Origin of the sequence: Prevotella ihumii (assembly GCF_900155655.1) — a bacterium.
In the GTDB taxonomy this organism is placed as follows: domain Bacteria; phylum Bacteroidota; class Bacteroidia; order Bacteroidales; family Bacteroidaceae; genus Prevotella; species Prevotella ihumii.
In genome coordinates, this window is record NZ_LT706987.1 from 746635 (window position 1) to 762853 (window position 16219).

General features: G+C 39.7%; 13 protein-coding genes, 2 tRNA genes and 1 rRNA gene. 6 read left to right on the forward strand and 10 right to left on the reverse strand.

What is annotated here, in order from left to right; translation table 11 throughout:
- Nucleotides 1–191, forward strand: a 191-nt coding sequence (locus CZ367_RS16175) for a hypothetical protein (protein WP_237581521.1), incomplete at its 5' end; no start/stop codon positions are given.
- Nucleotides 192–432: 241 nt separating this feature from the next.
- Here the strand turns inward: CZ367_RS16175 and rrf are convergent.
- From rrf to CZ367_RS03520, 4 genes are all read right to left on the reverse strand, one after another.
- Nucleotides 433–545, reverse strand: a 5S ribosomal RNA gene (gene rrf, locus CZ367_RS03505).
- A 457-nt stretch (nucleotides 546–1002) separates the two neighbouring features.
- The gene (locus tag CZ367_RS03510) at nucleotides 1003–1764 is read right to left on the reverse strand and encodes an MBL fold metallo-hydrolase (protein ID WP_077195654.1); all 762 of its coding nucleotides are present in this window, start codon (nucleotides 1762–1764) and stop codon (nucleotides 1003–1005) included.
- Between the two features lie 9 nt (nucleotides 1765–1773).
- Nucleotides 1774–2778: a UDP-N-acetylmuramate dehydrogenase gene (gene murB / locus CZ367_RS03515; protein ID WP_077195655.1), complete on the reverse strand. Its 1005-nt coding sequence runs from the start codon at nucleotides 2776–2778 to the stop codon at nucleotides 1774–1776.
- 16 nt (nucleotides 2779–2794) lie between these two features.
- Nucleotides 2795–3646, reverse strand: a complete 852-nt coding sequence (locus CZ367_RS03520; RefSeq protein ID WP_077195656.1) for a DUF4348 domain-containing protein — start codon at nucleotides 3644–3646, stop codon at nucleotides 2795–2797.
- Between the two features lie 159 nt (nucleotides 3647–3805).
- Between CZ367_RS03520 and pheS the strand changes: the two genes are divergently transcribed.
- Entirely contained in the window at nucleotides 3806–4846 is a 1041-nt protein-coding gene (pheS, locus tag CZ367_RS03525; RefSeq protein WP_077195657.1) for a phenylalanine--tRNA ligase subunit alpha, read from the forward strand.
- A gap of 72 nt (nucleotides 4847–4918) precedes the next feature.
- Here the strand turns inward: pheS and CZ367_RS03530 are convergent, their stop codons facing one another.
- On the reverse strand, nucleotides 4919–7624 hold the full coding sequence (locus CZ367_RS03530; protein ID WP_077195658.1) for a 3'-5' exonuclease: 2706 nt from the start codon (nucleotides 7622–7624) through the stop codon (nucleotides 4919–4921).
- Nucleotides 7625–7822: 198 nt separating this feature from the next.
- Between CZ367_RS03530 and CZ367_RS03535 the strand changes: the two genes are divergently transcribed.
- Nucleotides 7823–9058, forward strand: coding sequence for an IS4 family transposase (locus CZ367_RS03535; RefSeq protein WP_077195320.1), 1236 nt, complete (start codon nucleotides 7823–7825; stop codon nucleotides 9056–9058).
- Between the two features lie 123 nt (nucleotides 9059–9181).
- Here the strand turns inward: CZ367_RS03535 and CZ367_RS16635 are convergent, their stop codons facing one another.
- From CZ367_RS16635 to CZ367_RS03550, 3 genes are all read right to left on the reverse strand, one after another.
- Nucleotides 9182–9400 (reverse strand): DUF4372 domain-containing protein, encoded by a 219-nt coding sequence (locus tag CZ367_RS16635; RefSeq protein ID WP_077195659.1) that lies wholly within the window; start codon nucleotides 9398–9400, stop codon nucleotides 9182–9184.
- A gap of 1004 nt (nucleotides 9401–10404) precedes the next feature.
- Nucleotides 10405–10477 (reverse strand) — tRNA-Lys (locus CZ367_RS03545).
- 29 nt (nucleotides 10478–10506) lie between these two features.
- Nucleotides 10507–10579 (reverse strand) — tRNA-Lys (locus CZ367_RS03550).
- 898 nt (nucleotides 10580–11477) lie between these two features.
- Between CZ367_RS03550 and rpe the strand changes: the two genes are divergently transcribed.
- A complete protein-coding gene (gene rpe, locus CZ367_RS03560) occupies nucleotides 11478–12131 on the forward strand; it encodes a ribulose-phosphate 3-epimerase (protein ID WP_077195661.1) in 654 nt (217 codons plus the stop codon).
- A gap of 61 nt (nucleotides 12132–12192) precedes the next feature.
- On the opposite strand, the gene CZ367_RS03565 is transcribed toward rpe, so the two are convergent.
- Complete coding sequence (locus tag CZ367_RS03565) at nucleotides 12193–12789, reverse strand: RNA polymerase sigma factor (protein WP_077195662.1); 597 nt, start codon at nucleotides 12787–12789, stop codon at nucleotides 12193–12195.
- A 365-nt stretch (nucleotides 12790–13154) separates the two neighbouring features.
- Nucleotides 13155–13352, reverse strand: a complete 198-nt coding sequence (locus CZ367_RS03570) for a PG1828 family lipoprotein (RefSeq protein WP_077195663.1) — start codon at nucleotides 13350–13352, stop codon at nucleotides 13155–13157.
- Between the two features lie 329 nt (nucleotides 13353–13681).
- Here CZ367_RS03570 and mtaB point away from each other — a divergent pair, with 329 nt between their 5' ends.
- Both mtaB and CZ367_RS03580 read left to right on the forward strand, forming a co-directional pair.
- Nucleotides 13682–15031, forward strand: a complete 1350-nt coding sequence (gene mtaB, locus CZ367_RS03575; protein ID WP_077195664.1) for a tRNA (N(6)-L-threonylcarbamoyladenosine(37)-C(2))-methylthiotransferase MtaB — start codon at nucleotides 13682–13684, stop codon at nucleotides 15029–15031.
- Complete coding sequence (locus CZ367_RS03580; protein ID WP_077195665.1) at nucleotides 15028–16026, forward strand: glycosyltransferase family 2 protein; 999 nt, start codon at nucleotides 15028–15030, stop codon at nucleotides 16024–16026. The genes mtaB and CZ367_RS03580 overlap by 4 nt, the downstream gene beginning before the upstream one ends.
- Nucleotides 16027–16219 lie beyond the last annotated feature (193 nt).

The window sequence follows — 16219 nt, forward strand, 5'->3', positions numbered from 1 at the left end:
TATTGCTGTCCGGTAAAACTTTTTGGTGGCTATCTGTGTTAGTAAAAATAGACTTAAACTTATTATTTCTTAGAATTATCGGTTATTATAGGTCTTTTCTTGTCAAAATAAGTGCATTTTATAATGCTTACAGTTTGAAACTGAAAACCAAGCCCCTGGATGAGCAAAACGGCTGCAATACCGATGGATAAAGAGATACAGAGCTTTCAGTTTATTTTTACCGGACAGCAATAAAATAAAAATATGGGCTTACACACTTTTATAAGACAGTACCTATGTGTATGAGGGGGAGAGGGAATGCAACTGGGTTTTACGTCTGACCCCTTATTCTTACTGAGCCATAAAGAGAGAGGTATAGGTAAAAAGAGTAAGAATAGATATTAACAAAAAAGAGAGCTTCAAGAATTTCTTCTTAAAGCTCTCTCTCAGTAAAAAAGGCAGCTACCTACTCTCCCACATTGCATTGCAGTACCATCGGCGCAATTGGGCTTAACTTCTCTGTTCGAAATGGGAAGAGGTGGAACCCCAACGCAATAACCACCTAATTAAATCATATCAGTTACTACTCAATAATCAATTCGAGCAGCACCGTAGAAGGTGACAATCTTCACAAGCAAAATGTATCATAAAACATATTCAAGATGTCTATTAAAATGATATTACTAAAAAGCAACACCATACAACTCAAAGCATAACCATACGAATGAAAGTTTTGGGCAATTAGTAGTGCTCGGNAAAAACATTTGTTTCGTTGAGTACAAACATAAGTTTTTCGGGCAAAGGTAGTAAAGCAAGAATGTTACACAAAGGCGGCTAATATTGGATGCTTACCGTTAGACCAGTCAGACGTGTCAGACTGGTCGGACTAGTCGGACTGGTCTAACGACCGATTTGGGATAAAGATAAAAAGATGAGAAGAAGGTAATTGTATTTTTTTGACAATAAATGGTGCTTTACAAAGAATAAGCCTTCGTATGAGAGATTTTAATTTTCTTGTAAATGCTATACTTCTATCTCAAGTCCATCGTATGCAAAATGAAAACCTTCAGGCAATAGGTGTTCGGCTTCAGCGTGTAAACCTATCTTGTGAGTGAGATGAGTTAGGTAGGTTTGCTTTGCTTTAATTCTCTTTCCGAAGGCTATAGCATCGCTTACAAGTTGGTGAGAATGGTGCTCAGGTTCCCATCTTAACGCATTGACAACCAATGCCTCTACACCTTCAAGATAGGGAAGTTCTACCTCTGATATGGTTTTCATATCGGTTATATACGCCAATTTGCCTATTCTGTAACCAAGAATGGGCAATTGTCCGTGCATTACTTCAATAGGAGTAATGCGTAATTCATTAATTATGAGAGGCTGATGAGGCTCAATGTTATGAAGATTGAGTCGTGGTACACCTGGGTAAAGGTGTTCGCCAAAGCAGTAGGGGAGTGTGTGTTGTAAGCCTTGACAAGTGGCTTTATTGGCAAATACATCAATGTCGCCCAACATACAATAAGGTCGCACATCGTCTATTCCACCTACGTGATCGTAATGAATGTGCGTGATGAGGATACCATTAATTTTGCGAAAGGGTAGCGGAAGTATTTGTTGACGAAAGTCAGGGCCGCAATCTATAAGTATTCGGGTTTGTTCGGTTTCAATCATTGCTGCGGTTCTCAAACGATTGTCGTGTGGGTCTTTGCTTGTGCACACCTCACATTGACAACCTAAAACGGGAACTCCGTTAGATGTTCCTGTACCTAAGAACCTTAGTTTCATACGCTTTCTTTACCTTATATTTACTTCTGGATAGATTTCTATACCAAACTTTTCTTTCACATCGTGTTGTATCGCTTTGCATAAGGCCACAACTTCCTCGCCTGTTGCACCACCCCGATTGACCAAAACCAATGCTTGCTTATCGTGAACAGCAGCGTTTCCGAGCGCTTTACCTTTCCATCCACATTGTTCTATGAGCCAGCCTGCAGGGATTTTCTCTTGTGTTTCGTTTATCGTGTAGTGAGGCATACGCTCGTATTGCGCAGCTAAAGCATCGTATTTGGCTTTCTCTACAATGGGGTTCATAAAGAAACTGCCTGCATTGCCTAATACTTTTGGGTCGGGAAGTTTAGCATTACGAATGTCTATAATCACATTACGCAACTCTAAAGGTGTAGGTTCTGCAATTCCTTTTTCGGTCAATGCAACACGTATATTTCCATAGTCCAACTTTGGACAATAAGTCTTTGAGAAGCGATAAGTTACAGCCGTTATGAGATACTTATCTTTCCATTCGTGCTTAAACTTGCTTTGTCGATAGCTGTATTCACATTCCGAATTTGTAAAACGGCAAATCTTTCCTGTTGCTATTTCTACAGCTTCTACCTCTGTAATAAAATCCTTTGCCTCCGCTCCGTATGCTCCAATGTTTTGTATAGCACTTGCACCTACTTCTCCAGGAATAATAGAAAGGTTTTCAGCTCCATAGAGTTGATGTGTGACACAATAGTCTACCACTGCATCCCATTCAAATCCTGAACCGCAACGTACGTGCTCTTCGTCCACTTGTTCTATGAAATTGATGCCCGAATGAATTACCATACCATCATAATCGCTTGTGAGTAAGAGATTGCTCCCACTACCTATTATTAGTATAGGATAGTCGTCTTGGGTCAGCATCTTTGCCACTTGTTGTGCTTCAGCTTCGGAGGTATATTCTATAAATCGTCGACATTTGGCATCAATCCCGAAAGTATTGTGGTGGAGCAGGCTATAATCTTGCAAATCTATCATTACTTATCCCCTTTGCTTAATAAGCATTTATCTTAACCAACTTCCACGAATTGCCTTTCTTGTTGAATACTAATTGCGTTTCAACACCATTCGAAAGTCCACGGAAGGTAAGTATCTTGCGCTTGCTCTCCTTGTATTTCTGTCCGTAAAGAATGTTGTAAATCACGTCACCAGGGACTTCTGGCAAGAAACTGCTCCATTCTGCTGCTGGAATAGTTATATTCACATTGCTTGCCTCTTCACCATTTGGGTCTGGACCGCTATAAGGCAACGGATTTTTAACAGCAGATAAGTCGCCTGAAGTAAAGAATCCTGAAAGAAACTTCAAGAACGATGCATTATGATTGATAGAGATGCCTACATTGCGAATTTGGTTCATTGTCCAATAGCCATCTTGATGGTCGAACCAATATTGCTCTACTAAGCCTTTGCGCAGATGTATTTTCTCCACAATAACTGTATCAAGCTCGGTAGATTTTGCATACTCAGCTTGTTTCTCATCATCGAAAATCAATGTGTAATAGCCCTGTGGGCGGAAAAAGCGTTCCATCTTCCAATTGTTGCGTGCTATTTGAGTTTCTTTACCATTTGTCTTTACAGGCAATGGGAAAAGAATACGATTACGTTGCAACTTCTTATTGGCAATAAAGTTGAAGAAGAAATCGTCAAATAATTGGTCGGCAGCCTTTGGCATTGGCGTTTCTGCTATCAGGGCTGTGGCAGAATCTACTGTGTCGGCTGTATCGACAATTGCTGTTGAGTCAACTTTGGGTGTATCAACGGGCTCTACTTTCTTGTTAGAACAACCTGTATTTACAGTCATCATTGCTACACACACTACTAAAACCAAAAAAGCTGCTTTCTTCATAATTATTTTTTATATCTCTAAATTGTATGCAAATATACGATTTTTATTTTAATAAAGTGGTGTAAACCTTGTTTTCTCTATTGAGAAATACATTTTTCACATTTGGCGACCCCCTATTCAAATTATAAATTGTACCTTTGCACTAAAATAATAAAGAAGATGATATTAGAGAAGATAGAACAACTCTTGAAAGAAGTTAGCACCATTACAGCTAAGAACGCTGAAGAGGTGGAACAACTTCGCCTGAAATATCTAAGTAAAAAGGGTGAGATTAACGCATTGATGAGCGAGTTTCGCAACGTAGCTGCCGACCAAAAGAAGGAAGTGGGTATGAAGATTAACGAGCTAAAGCAGAATGCGCAAGAACGCATCAATAGTCTTAAAGAACAGCTTGAAACCAATGAAGCACAGAGCGATGATATAGACCTTACTCGCACGGCTTATCCTGTGGGCTTGGGTACACGCCACCCACTCACTTTGGTAAAGAACGAAATCATCGACATCTTTGCACGTATGGGCTTCACTTTGTACCAAGGTCCAGAGATTGACGATGATAAGCACGTATTTACGATGCTCAATTTTGCTGCCGACCACCCTGCACGTGATATGCAAGATACTTTCTTTATTGAGCGTACCAACACAATGGACGTTACAAAGAACGTTATTCTTCGTAGTCACACCTCTAACGATGAGGCACATTATATGTCTACTCACGAACCTCCAATTCGTGTACTTTGCCCGGGTCGTGTATATCGCAATGAGGCCATTAGCGCACGTGCACACTGTTTCTTCCATCAGGTAGAAGGACTTTATGTAGACAAGGATGTTAGCTTCACCGACCTCAAGCAAGTGTTGCTTACCTTTGCACGTGAAATGTTTGGAGCTGATACCAAGATACGTCTTCGTCCAAGCTATTTCCCATTTACAGAGCCAAGTGCAGAAATGGACATTAGTTGTAACATCTGCGGTGGCGAGGGTTGTGGTTTCTGTAAGCACACAGGTTGGGTAGAAATCCTCGGTTGTGGTATGGTCGACCCTCACGACTTAGAGGCTTGCGGTATCGACTCAAGCGTTTATACAGGCTATGCTTTCGGTATGGGTGTAGAACGTATTGCCAACTTGAAGTATCGTGTCAGCGACCTCCGTCTCTTCTCTGAGAACGACACACGTTTCCTTCGTGAATTTGAGAGTGCGTTGTAATCTCGCAACCGCACTTATTCTTACAAATACAAAAGGCATTGTAGCGCAGATAGCTACGATGCCTTTTTGTTTTTATATGGGATAAATGGTCTTGAAGTATTGACTGATAAAGTCCATAAACGATGTTAATTCCCGATTATGAACGCCTCCATATCTATCCTTGCTTGTTAGTGCGTAGGCAATATATAGACGGCGTTTGGCACGCGACATACCCACATAAAACTTGCGCGCATCTTCCTCATCGGCTTTCTTTTCCTTGTTTAGCGCATTGGGATAACGCCCTTTAGCTGCATCAAAGATGATAACATTGTCAAACTCTAAGCCCTTTGCTTTGTGAATAGTGGTAACATAAACCCGTTCTTGAATACTTTTGCTATTGCAGAAGTCGCTTTCTTTCATCGTGTTGATGTCCATCATATAACGTGCCGATTGTTCACCAAGCACATTAGGAATAGTTGGGTCGGTTACCATATCAATGTTTAAATAATTTGTGACATAATCCAATCGTGCCACTTCTTTGATATATTTATTCTCCAACATATATCCGTAACAACGTTTCAGTTCTGTTACGATAGCTTTTTCGTTGGTTTCTACCCTTTTGTAAAGTTGTTTTTGAGCCGATAGATACAGGTCTTGATATGCCGACCGCAGTGCTTTTACGTACGGCACAACACGTTTATGGCGAATGAAAGCTCCTTGTGCAGCAAGCCGAGGTGAAGCCTTATCGGCACAAAGCTTAACAAGACTGATGGTTGCCTTGACATCGTCAATGGCTTTATGCGAATTTTCGCCCACAAGGGAGAAACGTTCCAAGAGCGCTTCCAACTTGTATGATGGCAGATTGGGTTCTAACAGACGGATTATTTTCAATGAGTCCAAACACTTGTTTGGGTAGTTTGCTATCTTGTCGTTTGCATAGCGTTGCAAGTTATGGTCTAATATGGTTGCATCATAATTAGCGTTATGACCCAAAAGCGTGGCATTGTGCACATACACCCAAAATCTTTGTAAAGCCTCAGCAGCTGGAAGCAACTCGCCTTTCGCCCTTTTCTCGTTATAAATTTTGTACATAGGGTTCTCCTTATCGCCAAGTTTTTCCAAGATAGGCTTTTGAGTTTCTATGTATAGGTCTAAGGGTTCGCCCACTATTGCTCCGTGTTTTATCTTTATGGCAGCTATCTCTATAATATCATCTTCAAAGACATTCAGCCCAGTAGTTTCGGTATCGAACACCACAATTTCGTCTTCGTTGTATGTTTTCACAAATTCAGCGAGATAGGTGCTGTTCTCATAGCGGAGAAAGTCTGAAGGCGCAATCGCCAACTCTTTTAGTTTATGGACAAAACGGCGTGCCAACGCATTCGATTCGAACACTTTCATTCCCTTTAGCAAGCGTGTCCACGCCAACGAGTTGCGCTCATTGTTCAGTATGGTGAGGTGTGCCAATATCAGTTTCATATCTGCTGTATCGAATAGGTCACGCCCCGACACCTTAAAGTGTGCCAAACTCTTTCGTGCCATTGCTTCGCTTACCTTGTTGGCATCATTATTTGCATTTACAATAACGGCCGTTGTTTCGTTTTCAGTTTGTCCATAAAATGTCAAAGCCTTATCGGCTACAAGTTCTATTTCGTCTTCTAATGTGCGAGCAGGCAATATAAGGAGGTCGTCGGCTTGTGCTTTTTCCTCATTGTCTGTAATGGGTAGCAATTTACGAGCTATGTTGAGTTGCTTTTCTGCATAGTCGTTAAATACGTCCAACAAGTATTTGGGCGACCTATGGTTTTTTAGCAGGTGGTGTATATTATCCTTACAACGCATTTTTAGCAATGTTAGTGTTTCCACCTTTGCCCCCATAAAGGAGAAAATAGCCTGTTGTTCGTCGCCAAGATACATCACTACGGGTTGATCTTTGGCTGTTAACAAGTCGATAATTGCCAATTGCATAGCGTTGAGGTCTTGCACCTCGTCTACCTGTATCCACGCATATCGCTTACAGCTGCTCTCCTTATTATATATATTGTATGTAGTGAGCAGCAAGTCTTCAAAGTCCATCAAGTGGTGGTCGGTCTTGTATTGCTCGTAGCAACCTGCATAATACATTTTCCATAACAGCGACCGCATCTTGTTCGCCATCTTCCAATCCAAGGTTGGGGTATCGGCATCGTCCAAAAATTGTTGTGCATTGCGATAAATATGAAGCACCGTTTGTTCGTTATACTCCAAATGCTGCGTCTTACAAATTTGCTTTACGGCATCTCTGTCGTCGTCTGTAAAACATTCGGGGTGGAGGTAATATTTCCAAGGGTGTAGGTGCTGCATCTGAAACATAAGGTGCGAGAAGAAAATTATCTCTTGATACGCTTTATAACGCTTAAAATTTCCTATGATGTGTTCCTCGTTTTCGTTTCTGTAATCGGCAATGATGCTCACCGCCTCTTCATCGTCAATAATCGAAGTATCGGCAGCCACCTTATTTTCGTCAAACAAGAACTTAGAACAGAAGTGGTGTACATTGCCCACTTGCAGGTTTTCTACCTCCTCATTGTCTACCACCGTACGAATACGATTGAGCATTTCGCGTGCAGCACGATTGGTAAAGGTGAGACAAAGCATATCATCGAAGGCTACACCCTGAGTGTGAGCATACTTCACACGTTCGGCCAAGATGTGGGTTTTGCCACACCCTGGCGATGCCAATACAAGGTGGTAGCCCTTATTGGCTTCCACTACGGGTTGCTGACTTTCGTCTAATGTACTTTGTTTTGGGTCTATCATAGCGCAAAAGATGTGTTTTCTGCAAATTTACACAATTATTCTGATATTTGGTAAGGTAGTTTTCTTTTGTTGTTCATCTTATTTAAAATTATTGCTGTCCGGTAAAACTTTTTCAAACAAAATAAATTAGGGCTGACACATCTCACGAGGTGTCAGCCCTTTTGGTTATCTTTGTCTTTACTAAAATAAAACATAACCATGAACAAAGATAGTCATTTTACCGGACAGCCGGTCTATAGTCAAGTATTAAAGTTACTCGACAAAGAGAAAATTCTTCAGATAAGCTGCGAAACGAAAGGAAGCGAGGCTTACGTGAAGCGCTTTGACGGCTACCAACATCTCGTCGTAATGCTGTTCGGCATACTCAAACACTTTGATTCTCTGCGCGAACTTGAGATAGGCATGAAGGCTGAGGCTCACAAGCTCAGACACCTCGGAATGAGCTATTTGGTTCGTCGCAGCACGCTTGCTGAGGCCAATATACGCCGCCCTCAGGAGTTCTTTGCAAGTGTTTATGCGTATCTTTTGGAGAAGTATGCCAAATTTTTAGCGGACAGCCGCCCTTCCAAGTGCTATAAGGGGCAGACGCACGAGCCTAAAGACTGGGAGAAGTTGCTTTACATGATGGATTCTACCACTATAACGCTCTTTGACAACATACTCAAAGGTGTCGGGCGGCATCCAAAATCAGGCAAGAAGAAAGGCGGTATGAAAGTGCATACGGTAATGAAGTATCATGTCGGCGTGCCAATGGTGGTGCAACTCACTTCAGCTGCAAAACACGACCATTACCTGCTCAAAGAGGTGCATCTGCCCAAAGACGCCACTTTAGCAATGGACCGTGGTTATGTCGATGTCGCGCAATTCCAACGTCTTACAGAAGAGGGCGTTTGCTACGTGACCAAAATGAAGAAAAACCTTAAGTATGAGGTACTTAAATCCGTTACGTATGTCAATGCAGAGGGCCTCGTAACGCATATTGATCAGAAAGTGCTTTTTACAAGAGGAGAACTCACCCACGAGGCACGAAGGGTGGAGATATTTTACGAGACAAAGAGACCTGTTGTACTATTGACCAACAACTTTGACTTTACTGTTGAGGACATTGCTGAAATCTACCGCCTAAGATGGGCTATCGAGTCGTTGTACAAACAGCTTAAACAGAACTTCCCGCTTCATTTCTTCTATGGGGACAGCGTCAATGCCATACAAATACAGACATGGGTAGTCTTGATTGCGAATCTGCTGATAACAGTCTTGTCAAGAAGCATTAAGAGACACTGTGCATTCTCGCAAGTTGTTACCATGATAAGACTTATGCTTATGTACTACGTTGATTTTATCGCATTCATGGAAAATCCCGAAAAAACTTGGAATGATTTCCTTGCAAAGGAGATGCAAAAAGCGCCACCTGAACCAAGTCTTTTCGATTAGGGGGGCTTACTTTTGAAAAAATAAACCTAAAAGTCCTATTTTACGGGGCTTCGGGGAGGATATTTATGCTCTTTTGAGTTTTACCGGACAGCAATAATTTAAAATAATGGCTTCCTATGTGTTTCATTTTTTAGCGAGTAACCCATTTTTTACCCCTTTTAGAGTTATTAATGACCGATTTGGGTTGAACGACTTTACATACCTCTCTCCACCCATATCGCGGCTTATTTGGAGAATGTTTTGCTTGTTAAAGTAATTCAGTAGCTGGTTTAGTATCGGCTGTCCGAGAAAATGTGTACCTTTGCCTATGATTTGGTAATGATTTTTGTTTTGTCGCAGCAAATTACCAAAAAGGGCTGACTCCTCGAGTAGGAATCAGCTCAAATTTTTATTCTTGGAAGCTTGCATACACATGCATACGCGCGTACCCAAGCTTTGAAGTTTTAGCGGACAACAATAATTGATTTAACATTTTAATTCCCCAAATAGAATTGTTTGATATTTCCTATTATATATTCTAAATCCCTTTTATTGATGTTATAGAAAGCTAAAGTTCAACTTTGACAATGCCAAACATATATGTTTTACCACCTCAACATTGATGTTTGGCAAAGCTAAAGTTCAACTTTTACCTTCTGAAATACCACTTAATAGCACTTTTCTTGTTCACATTTTTCTTTTATTCGTTCTATATTTCCGTAATCTAAGCAGTATATTCTTGCACACTTTTTCAAGTTTACTCATTACTCATTATCAATCAACAGTTTACAATTGCACACACATTTATGCCACTTTTGTGTATCACGCTTCTTTTCAACGCATATACGAGAATTATGACCCTTGTATTTAACACTTATCCAAAGTAAAACGGGAAAATAGAAAAAGATAAAAGAGAAATACACTATCTATCGAATAAGGTAACAATTGGTATAGTAGCTAAAAATAATTCCGCTAGCGAGTTATTCTTTTCAGGCTGGTTCTATAAATTACCACCGCATATAGTCATTAAAATTTTATGAAATACGTTTTGTTATCTTTTGGCTTCTTTTTATATAAAATAGGCTGCGCCTCAACAATTCAAACAGGTTTGATTGCATTCGGCCTGCTCCGTTTTTGGTTCAAAATGTAAGTTCGTTCAGTCGTGTAGCCCTTCACTCTCTTGCATTTTGACCTCAAAAATAAGCTCAAAATCTAACAAAGCTGATTTATAGAACCAGCCTTATGAAATTATGTGTATGAGGGGAGAGGGGATGCAACTGGGTCTTACGACTGCCCCAAAATTCGTTGATCTGAAATAAAAAACTCCTTAAAGTAAAAATACTTTAAGGAGTTGAGTAGTGCATTTGTACACCCTTAGGGACTCGAACCCTAGACCCACTGATTAAGAGTCAGTTGCTCTACCAACTGAGCTAAGGGTGCAGGAAACAAAATGAATATCACGTGAAGTGTACACCCTTAGGGACTCGAACCCTAGACCCACTGATTAAGAGTCAGTTGCTCTACCAACTGAGCTAAGGGTGCATATCATTTCGTTTTTGCGAGTGCAAAGGTAGCATTTTTTGGTGATATGACCAAAAGAATATCTACTTTTTTTATAAAAAATTTCTTTATCTATTGGATATTCGCTTATTTCTCTCATCTTGCTTTTTATCCATCTACAAATAATGAAGCGGAAACTTTGAACGCTGATATAAAAATAAAACCAAAATTGCACAAGAGCTTGAGTACAGAGAGAGAAAATTCTTTATTCAAGACTTTATAATGATTCCTCCCCAATAGATAATCCAGGGTCTATAACGTTTCATGTAGGTAATCGAGTTTTAATCCACCTGTTACGAAGTAGACCATATACTTAAAGTTTTCTGTCTTGACAAATCCTCTTGCCCTCTTTTAAGCGAGTTATATTTGTGAGTTAAGTCCCTCAAGGATTCCATTATCCCAAATCGGTCGTTAGACTTCTTCGAGATTTGTGCGCTTATTTTGAGCTATTTTTGGTTGTTTTTGAAGACGTTTAGCGAGCTAAACAACTGAAAAAACAAACGAAAAGAGCCAAAATAAGGTGCAAAGACGAAGAATAGCATAACATCTAAACGCTTTAAAAAGCCTTTGCGGGCTAACGACCGATTTGGGTTTAAAGTGTTGTGGCAATAGGGTGTTGCTATAAGCTTTGGGTTAAAATAATATAATACCTAAAAAATAGATGGTGGTAATATAATAATATTACTTTTGTTGCGTTTCTCAAGTATATGTATCAATCACAATTATCAAACGATTTAACGCCTATGATAGAAGTATTTACACACGAAGAAACGACTCCGTCGGAAACTACATTAAATATAATTCGACAAATTGCCCACACTTATAGAACACTAAAAGTGAATGGCAAGCAGCATACATATTGCCTTAATTAAAAAGAAAAATGAAGACATTAATTTCACCCTCACTATTGTCAGCTGACTTCCTTCACTTGGATAAGGATATAGAAATGATAAACAATAGTGAGTCGGATTACATTCACATGGACGTGATGGATGGCATCTTCGTGCCTAACATTTCGTTTGGCTTTCCTGTGCTCAACGCTGTGGGGAAGGCTTGTACCAAACCTATGGACGTGCATTATATGATAGTGCACCCTGAACTTTATATTCAGCAAACAGCTGATGCTGGAGCTGCAATTATGAGTGTACATATAGAAACGTGCACACACTTGCACCGTACTATTCAGCAGATAAAGCAAGCTGGTATGAAAGCAGGTGTGGTATTGAACCCCTCTACACCTATTTGTCAGCTTGAAGACATCATAACCGAGGTTGATCTTGTGTTGCTGATGAGTGTAAACCCAGGGTTTGGAGGTCAGACCTTTATCGAAAACACAATAGGAAAGGTGAAGCGATTGCGTGAACTTATTGCTCGTACAGGTAGTAGTGCCATTATAGAAATAGATGGTGGTGTGCAAGCAGAAACAGCTCCACGCCTTGTAGAAGCTGGAGCCGATATGTTGGTAAGTGGTAGTTATATTTTTAAGTCTGCCAACCCTATTCAGACTATTCACGACCTGAAAGCGTTAGGATAGTGAACTATACCGAAAATGGGTTCTAAAAATTAGAAGTGTAATTTTTAGAACCCATTTTTGGTTATGCGAACTGCAAAGTAACGTTGTAGTCGCGTATCATTTTGCGCATATTGAGCAACGCATATCTCATACGGCCAAGGCTGGTGTTGATACTTACACCTGTGGTCTCAGCAATTTCTTTGAACGACATTTCCTGATAGAAGCGCATAAAGACAACTTCGCGTTGTGATGCTGGCAGATGGTTCATCATCTTTTTTATATCGGATAAAGTCTGCGTATTAACAAATTGGTTTTCGATGTTTCCTATAAGTAAGTCGTTGCCTCCAATGTTTGATAAGTCGTTCTCTTTTGGAGCAGATACTATTTTATCGGATTTCTGCATACGATACCAGTCCATAATAACATTATGGGCTATACGCATTGCCCACGCAGCAAATTTGCCACTTGGAGTGTATTTACCTTCTTGTAGCTTTGTTATGATTTTAACAAAGGTCTCTTGGAAAACATCGTCAGCTGTATCACGATCTCTTACCACAAATAGAATGTAAGAGAAGAGTTTAGATTGATTGCGTGATAACAATAAATCGAAAGCCTCATTGTTCCCATTAATGTACGACAAGGCCAATTCCTCGTCGGTAAGTGCGTTAAGCTCTTGCATATCTTAAAATATTTTTATTAATTTAAGTAATGGTGCTTCGATAGGCTTTTCTCTCTAAATTTATTTATTAATAAGTTGATTTATTGTATTTCACCTACAAATATAAGTACTTTTATCTTTTCTGCCAAGTTTTTAAAGAATAAATGTATGAAAAAGTGTATTATGAGACGTTTTTGTTGGGTATATGCAATTTTTCTATAAAATACTAAGTTTGCAAAAGAGGCTTTTTAGAGTTGTATCCGAGCTAAGAAATAATCTGATAAATGATAAGGATAGGGCTAATTGTTATTGAAAGGACATAAAAAAACCGCCAAACTCTGAGAGTTCGGCGGCAAATTTCTTGCTTGCAATATTTAGTAATCGAATTACTTAACTGCTGCTGTGTCAACTGTCTGAGCAGCTGAATCAACCATCTGAGCTGCTGCAGAGTCATTAGCCATAGAGTCAACCATTGTTGTATCTACTGCTGTTGAATCAGCGTCTGCTGCTGGCTTAGCTTCGTTCTTGCAAGATGTCAAAGAGATAGCTGCGAAAGCTACTGCTACAAAAAATAAATTCTTCATTTTCTTTGCTTTTTAAATCTGTAAAACAATCATTTGTTTATTAAAACGATGCAAAGGTAAGTATTTTTTCAATACCACAATGTATTTTTTGCTTTTTTTTTATGCGTTTTCTGTAACTAAAAAAGAAAGTGTTGATTTTCAGTGAGTTATGTATTCGTTTTATTGGTTAAATATTGTGAAAAGAAAAGCGGTGATATGTAAATGACTTCTTTGAAGTGTTTTTTGCTTTGTATTTGTTCTTGATGCGCATTAGATAATGAATAATAAAATAGGGCAACAATGTTATTGAAATTTGGATTTATGAGAGTTTTGCCTTAACTTTGCAGATTATGATAGATACATCTTCTTTTCAAGGTAAGAAAGCAAAATATTATACATTAGGTTGTAAACTTAATTTTTCGGAAACAAGCACCTTCTCGCGTACCTTATATAATATGGGCGTGCACGAGGCTAAGAAAGATGAGCAGGCGGATATATGTTTGATAAACACTTGTTCGGTAACAGAGGTGGCTGATCATAAGTGTAGACAGATAATTTCGCGTATGGCTCGCCAAAATCCTAATGCGTTTGTAGTGGTTACGGGCTGCTATGCGCAGTTGGAAAGTGAACGAGTAGCACAAATAGAAGGAGTAGACTTGGTCTTGGGTAGTAATGAAAAAGCAGACCTAATACAGTATCTTAGTGATGCGTGGAATAAGTTTGAGGACGAAATGAACGAAGAGGGTACAGGTAAGTATCATTCTGTGAAGACGAAAGATATAGTGACATTCCAACCAAGTTGCTCTCGTGGCAACCGCACTCGTTATTTCCTCAAGGTTCAAGATGGGTGCAACTATTTTTGTACTTATTGCACCATACCTTATGCACGCGGTTTTTCACGCAATCCCGATATAGCTTCGCTCGTTGCGCAGGCTGAAGAAGCAGCACGAGAAGGCGGAAAAGAAATTGTATTGACTGGTGTGAACATTGGAGACTTTGGTCGTACAACAGGTGAAAGTTTTTTAGACTTAGTGAAGGCCTTAGACAGGGTAGAAGGAATAGAGCGTTATCGCATTAGTTCGCTTGAGCCCGACTTGATAGACGATGAACTGATACGTTATTGTGCACAGTCGAGAGCTTTTATGCCACATTTCCATATACCTTTGCAAAGTGGATCGGACGAGGTACTAAAATTGATGCACCGCAGATATGACACTGCACTTTTTGCGCACAAGATAAACTTGATAAAGGAGATAATGCCAGATGCCTTCATCGGTGTGGACGTGATGGTAGGGTGTAGAGGTGAAGTGCCAGAATACTTTGATGATTGTTATAATTTCCTTTCATCACTACCTATAACTCAACTTCACGTGTTTCCTTATTCGGAACGACCTGGTACAGCTGCACTGAACATTTCTTATGCTGTTGACCCACGTGAGAAAAAACGCCGTGCACACAAACTTTTACAATTGTCGGACGAAATGACGCATAAGTTTTATGCAGAACACGTTGGGCAAGAGGCAGAAGTGTTGCTGGAGAAGGCTGTGCGTGGAAAGAAGATGCACGGATTTACAAAGAATTATATTCGTGTGGAATTGTCACCTACGCAAGTAAAGGAAGAATATGATAATCAAATAGTAAAGGTGAGATTGACCGAATTTAATTTTGATAAATCTGCCTTAAAAGTTGAATTATTATGAAAGTTGCCATTGTTATATTGAATTGGAATGGGCGAAAGATGTTAGAAACCTATTTGCCTAAGGTGGTGCGTTATTCGAAAGACGATGCAGAAATAATCGTTGCGGATAATGCTTCTACCGACGACTCATTGACTTGGTTAAAAGAAAACTTTCCAAAGGTGCGAACCATAGTTTTGCCTAAAAACTATGGATTTGCAGGCGGTTATAACAAAGCATTGGTACAGGTAGAAGCAGAATACTATGTATTGCTGAATAGCGATGTAGAGGTGACGCACGATTGGCTTACTCCGCTGATAGAAAAGATGGAGGCTCATACAGAAATAGCAGCTTGTCAGCCAAAGTTGCTTGCGGTTCACGATAAAGATGCTTTTGAGTATGCTGGTGGTTCGGGTGGTTTCTTAGATAGATATGGTTATCCGTTCTGCCGAGGTCGCATCTTTGATATTGTGGAAAAAGACAATGGGCAATACGATAATAATATGCAAATATTTTGGGCAACAGGAGCTTGTCTGATGATAAGAGCCAAGGATTATTGGCGTGTAGGAGGATTGGACGAACGCTTCTTTGCGCATAATGAAGAGATAGACCTTTGTTGGCGTTTGAACTTGATGGGACGTAAAATATACTGCTTTCCTGATAGTTACGTTTATCACGTGGGAGGTGGAACTCTGCCAAAGGCGAACCCAAGAAAGACTTTTCTCAACTTCAGAAATAATCTAACGATGTTGTGGAAAAATCTTCCTGAGAAAGATTTAAGACATGTGATGCGTGTGAGATGGTTCTTAGATTATCTTGCAGCCTTTGAGATGTTGATATTAAAACGTAATATAGGTGATTTTATGGCAGTGTTGAAAGCACGTAGAGCCTTTAAAAAATGGCGTAATACGTTTGAGAGAACCCAAACAGAAAACGGCAACGACCTAAGAAGCAATTACTCTATATTGTGGGAATATTATGTAAAGAAGCACAATACATACGAGAAACTTCCCCAATAAAATTGCACAATATTTAACCCAAATCGGTCATTAGACCAGTTTAGGTGCTTACTTTATTATTTTTGAAACTTATGAGATGTCTTTTTTCCTTATTTTGGCTTTATTTTGCCTATATCTGCAGTCACATAGCTCGCTATGCTCCTTTGATATATGCAAAATAAATCTCAAAATAATCGCAAAATACATTCTCATC

Coding starts and splice junctions, on each gene's coding strand:
- CZ367_RS03510 (WP_077195654.1), bottom strand. CDS start 1,764: ATGAAACTAAGGTTCTTAGGTACAGGAACATCTAACGGAGTTCCCGTT.
- murB (WP_077195655.1), bottom strand. CDS start 2,778: ATGATAGATTTGCAAGATTATAGCCTGCTCCACCACAATACTTTCGGG.
- CZ367_RS03520 (WP_077195656.1), bottom strand. CDS start 3,646: ATGAAGAAAGCAGCTTTTTTGGTTTTAGTAGTGTGTGTAGCAATGATG.
- pheS (WP_077195657.1), top strand. CDS start 3,806: ATGATATTAGAGAAGATAGAACAACTCTTGAAAGAAGTTAGCACCATT.
- CZ367_RS03530 (WP_077195658.1), bottom strand. CDS start 7,624: ATGATAGACCCAAAACAAAGTACATTAGACGAAAGTCAGCAACCCGTA.
- CZ367_RS03535 (WP_077195320.1), top strand. CDS start 7,823: ATGAACAAAGATAGTCATTTTACCGGACAGCCGGTCTATAGTCAAGTA.
- rpe (WP_077195661.1), top strand. CDS start 11,478: ATGAAGACATTAATTTCACCCTCACTATTGTCAGCTGACTTCCTTCAC.
- CZ367_RS03565 (WP_077195662.1), bottom strand. CDS start 12,789: ATGCAAGAGCTTAACGCACTTACCGACGAGGAATTGGCCTTGTCGTAC.
- CZ367_RS03570 (WP_077195663.1), bottom strand. CDS start 13,352: ATGAAGAATTTATTTTTTGTAGCAGTAGCTTTCGCAGCTATCTCTTTG.
- mtaB (WP_077195664.1), top strand. CDS start 13,682: ATGATAGATACATCTTCTTTTCAAGGTAAGAAAGCAAAATATTATACA.
- CZ367_RS03580 (WP_077195665.1), top strand. CDS start 15,028: ATGAAAGTTGCCATTGTTATATTGAATTGGAATGGGCGAAAGATGTTA.